This is a genomic window from Streptomyces sp. NPDC017979 (assembly GCF_044328175.1).
Taxonomy (GTDB): domain Bacteria; phylum Actinomycetota; class Actinomycetes; order Streptomycetales; family Streptomycetaceae; genus Streptomyces.
The window spans coordinates 1-11,649 of record NZ_JBIRGU010000030.1; the positions used below are offsets into that span (position 1 = coordinate 1).

Annotated in this window: 2 protein-coding genes; both read right to left on the bottom strand. The window is 74.2% G+C overall.

The genetic code is table 11. The annotated features are described in order from the left end of the window. On the bottom strand, positions 1-6,611 hold a 6,611-nt coding region (locus ACH4E8_RS35085; protein ID WP_398455775.1), incomplete at its 3' end, for an SDR family NAD(P)-dependent oxidoreductase. Between the two features lie 6 nt (positions 6,612-6,617). Next, on the bottom strand, positions 6,618-11,615 hold the full coding sequence (locus ACH4E8_RS35090) for an SDR family NAD(P)-dependent oxidoreductase (protein ID WP_398455777.1): 4,998 nt from the start codon (positions 11,613-11,615) through the stop codon (positions 6,618-6,620). Positions 11,616-11,649 lie beyond the last annotated feature (34 nt).

Sequence of the window (11,649 nt, forward strand, 5' to 3'; positions counted from 1 at the left end):
ACCGCGCCCGCCGACCAGTCCACGTGCGGCGACGGCTCGTCAATGTGCAGCGACGCCGGCAGCACCCCGTGCCGCATCGCCATCACCATCTTGATCACACCAGCCACACCCGCCGCAGCCTGCGTATGCCCGATGTTCGACTTCACCGAACCCAACAACAACGGACGCTCAACCGACCGACCCTGCCCGTACGTCGCCAACAACGCGCCCGCCTCGATCGGATCGCCCAACCTCGTCCCCGTACCGTGCGCCTCCACCACGTCCACCTCGGACGCCGACAAACCCGCCAACGCCAACGCCCGCCGGATCACCCGCTCCTGCGAAGGACCATTAGGCGCCGTCAAACCATTGCTCGCACCGTCCTGGTTCACCGCCGAACCCCGCACCACACCCAACACCCGACGCCCGTTCCGCCGCGCATCCGACAACCGCTCCAACAACACCAACCCCACCCCCTCCGACCAGCCGACGCCGTCGGCCGACGCGGAGAACGCCTTGCACCGGCCGTCCTCGGACACGCCGCGTTGCCGGGAGAACTCGACGAAGGTGTTGGGCGTGGCCATCACCGTCACCCCGCCCGCCAGGGCGAGCGAGCACTCGCCCGCTCGCAGCGCCTGCGCCGCCAGGTGCATCGCCACCAGCGACGACGAGCACGCCGTGTCCACCGTCATCGCCGGGCCTTCCAGGCCGAAGGTGTACGACACCCGGCCGGACGCGACGCTGGGCGTGCTGCCCGGCATGAGGCGGCCCTCCACGCCCTTGGGGGCGCGGCCGAGGAAGCGTGAGCCGTAGTCGTCGTACATGACTCCGGTGATCACGGCGGTACGGCTGCCCCGCAGCTCGGCGGGGTCGAGGCCGGCGGACTCGAACGTCTGCCAGGCGGTCTCCAGCAGCAGACGCTGCTGCGGGTCCATCGCGATCGCCTCGCGCGGGGCGATGCCGAAGAAGCCGGCGTCGAACGCGTCGGCGTCGTGGAGGAACCCGCCTTGGCGGGCGTAGCTGGTGCCCGAGTGGTCGGGGTCGGAGTGGAAGAGTTCGGCCAGGTGCCAGCCGCGTCCGGTGGGGAACGCGCCGACCGCGTCGCGCCCTTCGACGACGAGGTCCCACAGCTCTTCGGGCGAGGTGACGCCGCCGGGGTAGCGGCAGGCCATGCCGATGATGGCGAGGGGTTCGTCCGTGGGGGCGGCGGGTTCGTCGTGGGGGCGGGGCGGTGCCGGGGTGGAGTGCGGGGCGAGTCGGGTGTGGAGGAAGCGGACGAGTGCGTCGGGGGTGGGGTGGTCGAAGACGAGGGTGGCCGGGAGGGTGGTTCCGGTGGCGGCGGCGAGCCGGTTCCGTAGCTCCAGGGCGGTGAGGGAGTCGAGTCCCAGGTCGAGGAAGGCGCGGCTCAGGTCCAGGGCGTCCGGGTCGGGGTGGGCCAGGACGGTGCCGGTCTGTTCGCGGACCACGGCGCGCAGCAGGTGGTCCCGCTCGGTTTCGGGGAGTCCGGCGAGTCGTTCGTGGAGGGTGGCGGTGCGCTGCGTCGTGCGTACGCCCGCGGTGTCGCGGAGCAGCGGGGGGAGGGCGTCGGCGGTGGCGAGGTCCCGGAGCGTCGTGCGGTTGAGGCGGATCGGTACGGGGGCGGGGTGGTCCGCGGCCAGGGCGCGGTCCAGTAGGGCGAATCCCTGGTCGGGGGTGAGGGGGGCGATGCCGGAGCGGGTGATGCGGGCTCGTTCCGCGTCGTCGAGTTGTTCGGCCATGCCGCCGGGTGCCTGCCACATGCCCCAGGCGAGGGAGAGTGCGGGCAGTCCTTGTGCGTGGCGTTGTTCCGCGAGTGCGTTGAGGAAGGCGTTGGCGGCGGCGTAGTTGGCCTGGCCGGCGTTGCCGAGTACGGAGGCGGCCGACGAGTAGAGGACGAAGGCGGCGAGGTCCAGGTCCCGGGTGGCTTCGTGGAGGTGCCAGGCGCCGGTGGTCTTGGCGGCCATGACGGCGTCGAGCCGGTCGGGGGTGAGGTTGGCCGTGAGGGCGTCGTCGACGGTGCCGGCGGTGTGGACGACGGCGGTCAGGGGGTGGTCGGCGGGGATGTCCGCGAGGAGTCGGGTGAGGGCTTCGGGGTGGGCGGTGTCGCAGCGGACGATGCGTACGCGGGCGCCGAGGTCGGTGAGTTCGGCGGCGGTTTCGGCGCTTCCTTCGGCTGCCGCGCCGCGGCGGCTGACGAGCAGGAGGTGTCGGGCGCCGTGCCGGGTGACGAGGTGGCGGGCGGTGAGGCGGCCGAGTGCTCCGGTGCCGCCCGTGATGAGGACGGTGCCTTCGGGGTCGAGGGCGGGTGGTGCGGCGTCGGCGTCGACGGGTGCTTCGGTGAGTCGGGGGACGGTCAGGTGGCCGTTGCGTAGGGCGCATTCGGTTTCGCCGGCGGCTTCGGCGGTGGCGAGCGCGGCGGGCAGGGCGTGTCGTGACGCGTCGGTTCCGTCGGTGTCGACGAGGAGGATCCGGCCGGGGTGTTCGGCTTGGGCGGCGCGGGCCATGCCCCACAGGGGTGCGGTTGCCAGGTCGGCGGGCGGGTCCTTGGGGTCGGTGGCGACGGCGTTGCGGGTGAGGACCACGAGCCGGGCGGACGCGGCGGTCGGGGACGGGTCGGCGAGCCATTGTTGGAGCAGGCCGAGGAGTCGGTGGGCTTGGGCGCGGGCCTGCTCGGGCGGGTTGGGTGCTTCGCTGTCGTCGCGCGTGGTGAAGGGGGCGATGACCACGTCCGGGGTGGGTTCGGCGGCGAGCAGGGCGGTGAGGTCGGGGTGGGCTTCGGCGGCGCCCTCCAGAGCGGGATCTTCGGGGGCCAGGAGTACGGCGCTGGGAACGGCAGGAGCCCGTGGGGGTAGGGGCAGTGGCTGCCAGCGGACCCGGCGCAGGGACCGTGCGACGGCGGTGTCGCCGGCGGCCGTGCGGCTGGCGCGCCATTGGGCGGCCGAGACGACGCGCAGGCCGAGTGAGCCGATGGAGGCGACGGGGGTGCCGTTCTCGTCCGTCAGTTCCAGGGCGACGGCGTCGCGGCCGGCGGGGGTGATGCGGACGCGCAGCCGGGTCGCGCCGGTGGTGTGCACGCGGACGTCGGTGAAGGAGATGGGGAGGCGTACGGCGTCGGTGGTGCCGTCGGGTCCGGGTCGGTGGCGGTGCGTCTCGTCGACGGGGTGCAGGGCGGCGTCGAGGAGCGCGGGGTGCAGGGCGTAGTCCGGGGCGTCGTTGCTCAGCTCGGATGTCAGCTGCACTTCGGCGTACAGGGTTTCGCCGTGTCGCCACAGGTTTTTGACGCCGCGGAAGGCGGGTCCGTAGTGGTAGCCCTGGTCGGCGAGGGCTTCGTAGAGGTCCGTGCCGTCGAGTTCGGTGGCGGCGGTGGGCGGCCACGGGGTCCCGGTCGGTTCGGGCTGCGGCGCGGGGCCGTCGTCGACGGTGAGGGTGCCGGCGGCGTGCCGCTGCCACGGCGCCCGGGGGGCCGACGGGTCGGTGGGGTCCTCGTCGTCGGCCGCGTCGGCGGGCCGGGAGTAGACGGTGAGGGTGCGGCGGCCGGCCTGGTCGGCGGGGTCGACCGCGGCCTGGAGGTCGACGGCGCCGCTGGCGGGCAGCAGCAGCGGGGCTTCCAGGGTGAGGTCTTCGACGGCGCGGCAGCCGGCGGCCCGTGCGGCGGTGAGGGCGAGTTCGAGGAACGCGGTGCCGGGCAGCGGCACGCCGTCGGCGATGGCGTGGTCGGTGAGCCAGCCGTGGGTGCGGCGGGACAGCCGGCCGGTGAGCAGGACTCCGCCGTCCGCCCGGTCGACGGCTGAGGCGGCCAGCGGATGGCCCCAGGCACGCTGGCCGGGGACGTCGCCGCTGGTCAGGGGCGCGGGCCGCCAGTAGGTGCGGCGTTGGAAGCGGTACGTCGGCAGGGGTACGGGCCCGGCTCCGGGCGGCAGTGCGGCGGCGAAGTCGACGGTGGCGCCGTGCACGTGGGCGGCGGCGAGCGCGCTGAGGAGGGTGTGCGTCTCGTCGTGGCCCTTGCGCAGCACGGATGCGAACAGCGGTGCGGCGCCGGGCTGTCGGGGGGCGTCGGCGAGGTTGCCCTCGGCCATGGCGGTCAGTACGGGGTCGGGTCCCAGCTCCAGGTAGCGGGTGACGCCTTCGGCGTGCAGGGTGCGTACGCCGTCGTGGAAGCGCACGGGTTCGCGTACGTGTCGGACCCAGTGGTCGGGTTCGGCGAGCAGGGCTGCGTCGACGAGTCGGCCGGTGAGGTTGGAGACGGTGGGGATGCGCGGCGGCCGGGTGTCGAGTTCGGCGGCGACGGCGCGGAACTCGGCCAGCATCGGGTCCATGTGCGGGGAGTGGAAGGCGTGGCTGACGCGGAGCTGCTTGGTGCGGTGGCCGCGTTCGCGCAGCGTCCGCACGACCGTGTCCACGGCGTCCGCGTCGCCGGAGACGACGACGGAGGCGGGGCCGTTGACGGCGGCGAGGGACACGCGTCCCGCGTCGGCGAGCAGCGGCAGGACGTGTTCTTCGGGGGCTTCGACGGCGGCCATCGCGCCGCCCGTGGGCAGGGCCTGCATGAGCTTGCCGCGGGCGGCGACGAGGGTGCAGGCGTCGGCGAGGGTCAGTGCGCCCGACACGTGGGCGGCGGTGATCTCGCCGACGGAGTGGCCGATCAGATGGGTGGGGGTGAGGCCGAAGGACTCGACGAGCCGGAACAGGGCGGTCTCGACGGCGAACAGCGCGGCTTGGGTGTACCGGGTCTGGTGCAGGTCGTCGCCGGTGCCTTCGTCCGCGTCGAGGACGAGTGCGCGCAGGGACCGGCCGAGCAGCGGGTCGAGCAGGGCGCAGGTCTCGTCGAAGGCGGTGGCGAAGGCCGCGTACGTGCGGTGGAGTTGGCGCCCTGCGCCGGGGCGCTGGCTGCCCTGGCCGGTGAAGAGGAAGGCGGTGCCGCCGGTGGTGACGGGCCCGTCGCCGGTGACGAGTCCCGGGTGGGGTGCGTCGGCGGTGAGGGCGTTGAGTGCGTCGGTGAGCGGGTGGGGGCCGGTGTCGAGGAGGACGGCGCGGTGTTCGAAGGCGGAGCGGGTGCGGGCGAGGGACCAGGCGACGTCGGTGGCGGCCAGTTCGGGTCGGGCGGCCAGGTGGGCGGTGAGCGCTTGGGCTTGGGCGCGCAGAGCGGGACGGCTGCGGGCCGACAGCGTCCAGGCCGTGAGCGGGGCGGGCCCGTCGCCGGGGTCTGCGGCGGGAGTTTCGGAGGGTTCGGGTGGCTGTTCCAGGATGAGGTGCGCGTTGGTGCCGGAGATGCCGAAGGAGGAGACGCCGGCGCGTCGTACGCGTTCCCCGCGGGGCCAGGGCACCGGTTCGGTCAGCAGTTGCACGGCGCCGGGTTCCCAGTCGACGTGGGGCGTGGGTTCCTCGGCGTGCAGGGTGGGCGGCAGGGTCTCGTGGGCCAGTGCCATGACGGTCTTGATGACGCCGGCGACGCCGGCCGCGCCCTGGGTGTGGCCGATGTTGGACTTCACCGAGCCGAGCCGCAGCGGCCGGCCGGCGGGCCGGTCCTGGCCGTAGGCGGTCAGCAGGGCCTGGGCCTCGATGGGGTCGCCGAGTCGGGTTCCGGTGCCGTGTGCCTCCACGGCGTCGACTTCCGCGGGTGCGAGTCGGGCGCTGGCGAGGGCCTGTCGGATGACGCGCTGCTGGGAGGGCCCGTTGGGGGCGGTCAGTCCGTTGCTGGCGCCGTCCTGGTTGACGGCGGAGCCGCGGACGAGGGCGAGCACCTGGTGGCCGTTGCGCCGGGCGTCCGACAGCCGCTCCAGCAGCAGGACGCCGACGCCTTCGGAGAACGCGGTGCCGTCGGCGGCGGCGGAGAACGGCCGGCACGTGCCGTCCGCGGACAGGCCCCGCTGCCGGGAGAACTCGGTGAAGACGTTGGGCTGCGGCATCACGGTCACGCCGCCCGCCAGCGCGAGGGTGCACTCGCCCTGGCGCAGGGCGTGGCACGCCAGGTGGACGGCGACCAGGGAGGAGGAGCAGGCGGTGTCCAGCATCACCGCGGGTCCCTCAAGGCCGAGGGTGTACGAGAGCCTGCCGGACAGCACGCTGGGCGCGTTGCCGGTGACGAGGTGGCCCTCGGCGGCGGTGTCGGAGTGCGCCGCGTCGAAGCCGGGCAGTGCGGCGCCCACGTACACCCCGGTGCGGCTGCCCTTGAGGGTCAGCGGGTCGATCCCGGCCCGCTCCAGGACCTCCCAGGCGACTTCCAGCAGCAGCCTTTGCTGCGGGTCCATCACCAGGGCCTCGCGGTGGCTGATGCCGAAGAAGTCGGGGTCGAAGTCGGCCGCGTCGTGGAGGAACCCGCCGCGGTCGGCGTAGCTGGTGCCGGGGTGGTCGGGGTCGGGGTGGAAGAGCCGGTCCAGGTCCCAGCCGCGGCCGGTGGGGAAGGGGCCCATGGCGTCGCGCCGTTCGACGACGAGGTCCCACAGGTCTTCGGGGGTCCGTACGCCGCCGGGGTAGCGGCAGGCCATCTCCACCACGGCGACGGGCTCGTGGTGGCGGTCTTCCGCATCGCGCAGCCGCAGCCGGGTGTCGTGGAGTTCGGCGGTGACCCGGCGGAGGTAGTCGACCAGCTTCTCTTCGTTCGCGGGGTTGGTCACCGGCCCTCACACATCCAGTTCGTTGTCGATGAAGGCGAAGATCTGGTCGGCGTCGGCGCCCTCCAGCCGTTCGGCGGCGCTGGCTTCCGCACCGGGCGCGGCGGCCCGCGGGGCGTGCCCGGCCTTCCACTTCGCGAGCAGCGTCTCCAACCGGGCCGTGACCGCGTCCGCGTCCAGCACCGCCGTGTCCACGGTGGCGAGCAGGTTCTCCAGCCGGGCGAACTCGGCGGTGATCGGGTCCGGTGCCCGGAGGCCGGGCGGCACCGCCCGGGCGGTGGGCGCGAGGCGTTCGGCGAGGTGGCCGGCGAGCAGTCCCGCTTCGGGGAAGTCGAAGACGAGGGCCGCGTGCAGCCGCAGTCCGGTGGCGGTCGACAGGCGGTTGCGCAGTTCGACGGCCGTCAGCGAGTCCAGGCCCAGCGTCTTGAAGGAGGCGTCTTCCGGTACGGCACCGGGGTGTGCGTGTCCCAGGACGGTCGCGGCTTGCTCCCGGACCAGGGCGAGCAGGCTGCGGTGGCGCTCGTCCGGGGTTTGTGCGGCGAGACGGGCGGCCAGGTCTGCGGGGGCGTCGCCCGCCGCGGCGGTGGCCCGGGCCGGCCGGGTGCCGGCGGCGAGGGCGCGCAGCGGCGCGGGGGTGGTGCCCGGCGGCTGGGCGGCGAGGGTCCGTGCGTCCAGGGCGAGGGCGAGGGGTGCGGGGGTGCCGTGGGCGAGTGCGGCGTCCAGCATGGCGAGCCCGTCGTCGGTGCTGTTGGCCTTGATGCCGTAGCGGTCGATGCGGGCGAGGTCGGCGTCGCTCATCCGGCCGGTCAGCCCGCTGGCCGCGCCCCACAGGCCCCAGCCGACGGACAGGGCGGGCAGGCCGTCCGCGCGGCGGTTGGTCGCGAGGGCGTCGCAGTAGGCGTTGGCCGCCGCGTAGTTGGCCTGGCCCGGGGTGCCGAGGGCGGCGGCGAAGGAGGAGCAGAGGACGAACATGCCGAGCCTGCGGTCGGCGGTGGCGGCGTGCAGGTGGGCCGCTGCGGCCGCCTTGGCGTCCCAGGCGCGGGCCAGCCGTTCGGGGGTGAGCGCGGGCACCATCGCGTTGTCGAGTGCGCCTGCGGTGTGGACGACGCCGGTCAGCGGGTGCGCGGGGGCGATGTCGTCGAGCGCCGCGGTGAGCGCGGCGGGGTCGGTGACGTCGGCCGCGGTGACGGTGACGTCGGCGCCGGCGGCCCGGAGCCGTTCGACCAGCTCCGCGGCGCCCGGTGCGGCGGGGCCCTGCCGGCTGAGGAGCAGCAGGTGCCGTACGCCCCAGGTGGCGGCGAGGTGTTCGGCGAGGTGGCCGCCGATGGTGCCGGTGCCGCCGGTGATGAGGACGGTGCCGTCGGGGTCGAGGCGCGGGGGCACCCGTAGGACGGGCTTGCCGGTGTGTCGGGCCTGGCTCATGGTGCGCAGCGCTTCGCGGGCCCGGGCGAGCGGCCACTCCTGCACCGTCGGCGGCGGCAGTGCGCCGGCGCCGAGCAGCCTGGTGACGTGGGCGAGGAGGGCGCCGAGTTGGTCGGGGGTGTTGTCGGCCAGCAGGTCGAACGCCCGGTAGGAGACGCTGTCCGGCAGTGGGGCCGCGTCCCGCAGGTCGGTCTTGCCCATCTCCACGAACCGGCCGCCGTCGGCGAGGAGCCGTAGCGACGCGTCGATGAAGTCACCCGTCAAGCTGTTCAGCACGACGTCCACGCCACGACCGCCGGCCGCCGCGCGTATCGCGTCCTCGAAGGCGAGGTCGCGGGAGGACGCACGATGGGCCGCGTCGATGCCCATCGCCTCCAGCGCACCGTGCTTGCCGGGGCTGGCGGTCGCGAACACCTCCGCGCCCAGGTGACGGGCGACCTGCACGGCGGCGGAGCCCACGCCACCGGTGGCGGCATGGATGAGGACGGACTCGCCGGCGCGCAGACCGCCGAGCTCGACCAGTCCGTACCAAGCGGTGAGGTACGCGACCGGGGCGGCCGCCGCCTCGGCGAAGTCCCAGCCGTCGGGCATCAGTACGAGGGTGCGCGCGTCGGCGACGGCCACCGGGCCGAAGGCGCCTTCGAAGACGCCCATGACCCGGTCGCCGGGCGCGAAGTCGGTGACGCCCGGGCCTACTTCGACGACGACGCCGGCGCCTTCGCTGCCCGCGAACTCCGCTTCTCCGGGATAGGCGCCGAGGGCGATCAACACGTCCCGGAAGTTCACGCCCGCGGCGTGCACCTCGATGCGCACCCGGCCGGCGTCGAGCGGATCGTCCACCTCCGGGCAGGGCGACGCGGTGAGGCCGTCCAGGGTGGCGGTGGAGTCGGCGGCCAGGCGCCACGCCCCGGTGCCCGGTGGCGGGACGATTTCGGCGGGCCGGCCGGCGCGGGCGAGCCGGGGCGCGCTCACCCGGCCCTGCCGCACCGCGAGTTGGGGTTCGTCGACGTCGAACGCCCACGCCACCGCTTCGACCTCGCGTGCCACGGCGTCATCACTCGACAGCAGGGGGTCGGCGTCGACCAGCAGGAAGCGACCGGGGTTCTCGGCCTGTGCGCTGCGCACCAGGCCCCACAAGGCGGCGCCCGCGAGGTCGGGCCGCTCCCCCGGGTCCACGGCCACCGCGCCCCGCGTGACGAGCGCGAGCCGGGCCTCGGCGAACCGAGGCTCCGCCAGCCACCTTTGGAGGAGGCCCAATGCCCTTTGTACGGCTTCCCGTTCGCTGCCGGAGGTGTCGAGCAGCGCGAAGGTCGTGGCGGGCGCGGGCGCGGGCGCTTCCGCGTCCAGCGGGGCCGGCCCGTCAGGGGTGGCGGTGGGCGGGGAGAGCCAGGTGAGCGGGGCTGCACCGGGTGGCGTGGTCGAGGCGGCCAGCTCGGACCATTCGAGGGCGTACAGGCTGTCGGCGCCGCGTCGGGCCGTGGCCGTGCGCAGCGCCTGACCGGTGGTGGTCCGCAGGTGGACGGCGTGCGCGCTCAGCACGGGGGCGCCCGTGCCGTCGGCCACCAGGACCCGCACGCCGTCCGCGGGCGTCGCGCCGATCGGGGTGAGCCGCACCCGCAGGGTCGTGGCGCCCTCGGCGTGCAGGGCGACCCCGTTCCAGGTGAACGGGAGCCGGACCTGCCCGTCGTCGAGTCCGCCGGCCGCCAACAGCGCCTGCATCGCCGCGTCGAGGAGGGCGGGGTGGACGCCGTATCCGTCGGGTGCACCGGCGGCCTGCGGCAACGCGACCTCGGCCAGGACGTCGTCCCCGGTCCGCCACGCACCGTGGAGCCCTTGGAACGCGGGCCCGTACGCGTAGCCGGCTTCCGCCGCCCGCTCGTAGAAGTCGGTCAGCGGCAGCGGTTCCGCGCCGGGCGGCGGCCACGCCCCGGCCAGCCGGTCGTCAGTGGTGGCCGTGCCGGTCTCCGGGTCCAGGACGCCTTCGGCGTGGCAGGTCCAGCCGAGGGCGTCCGCCTGCCCGTCGGCCCTCGTGTGGAGGCGGACTCGGCGGCTGCCGTCGGCCGCGGCCGGATCCACCGTGACCTGGACGCGCAGGGAGCCGTCGGCGGGAAGCACCACGGGCTGTTGCAGGACGAGTTCGGAGACCAGCGGGCAGCCGGCCGCGTCACCGGCGCGCAGCACCCATTCGACGAGGGCGGTGCCGGGCACGATGACCGTGTCGAGCACTTGGTGGTCGGCCAGCCAGGCGCACGTGTGCCGCGAGAGCTGCCCGGTCAGTACGTGTCCGCCGGCGGCCGGCTCCAGCACCGCGCCGAGCAGGGGGTGTCCGGTCGGCTCCAGGCCCAGGTCACCGGCGTCGGCGGTGGGGGCGTCCGCGGTCAGCCAGTAGGGCTGGCGTTGGAAGGCGTACGTGGGCAGGTCGATGGTGCGTCGGGCCGCGGCCGGGAACCAGGTAGACCAGTCCACCGGGGCCCCGGCCACGAACGCCTGCCCCAACGACAACGCCAACTGCCCCAACCCACCGGAGCCCCGACGCAACGTCGGCACCACCACCGCATCCACACCGACGCCCTCGAACACCTCCGCCAAACCGAACGCCAACACAGGATGCGGACTCACCTCAACGAACAACCCATGCCCGGCATCAACGAGCGCTTCCACCGCATCGGAGAACCGAACCCGTTCCCGCAAGTTCCGCACCCAATAGCCGGTGTCCAGAGCAGTGGTGTCGACCTGTTCAGCAGTCACCGTCGAGTAGAAGGCGACGCCACTGCTGATCGGCTGGATCCCGGCGAGGAGGCCGTGGAGTTCATCGGTGATCTCATCGACCTGCGGGCCGTGGGACGCGTAGTCCACGTCGATCAGCCGGGCCCGATGCCCGGCATTCTCGACCGCGGCGACCAATTTGACCACGGCCCGCGACGGACCCGAAATGACTGTCGACGACGGCCCGTTCACCGCCGCAACCACCACACCACCACCGGCCGGGAAGAAGCCTTCCGCCTCCGCCGCGCTCAGACCCAGGGACGCCATCGCGCCACCACCGGACAGGGCGCGGAGGGCTTGACTGCGGAGGGCGACGATCCGTGCACCGTCCTCCAACGTCAGCGCCCCCGCAACACAAGCAGCAGCGATCTCACCCTGGGAATGCCCGATGACGGCAGCCGGCTTCACACCGTGCTCCGCCCACACGGCGGCCAGGGACACCATCACCGCCCACAGCACCGGCTGCACCACATCCACCCGGACCAGCTCCGCACCGTCACCCCGCAACACACCCGTCAACGACCAATCCACATGCGGCTTCAACGCCGACTCACAGGCGGCGATGCGTTCGGCGAAGACAGTTGAGGAGTCGAGGAGTTCGACGCCCATGCCGACCCACTGCGAACCCTGCCCCGGAAACACCAACACGACCCGGTCCTCGTCACCACGGGCCGTCCCCGACACCACGCCGGGATGCGTCGCCCCCTGCGCGAGCGCCGCCAAGCCCGCCGCCAACTCGCCCGGCTCGGCGCCCACCGCCACCGCCCGGTGCTCGAACACCGACCGCCCCGACACCAACGACCAACCCACCGCGCCCACCGGCACATCAGCCCGCGCCACATGTCCCGCCAGC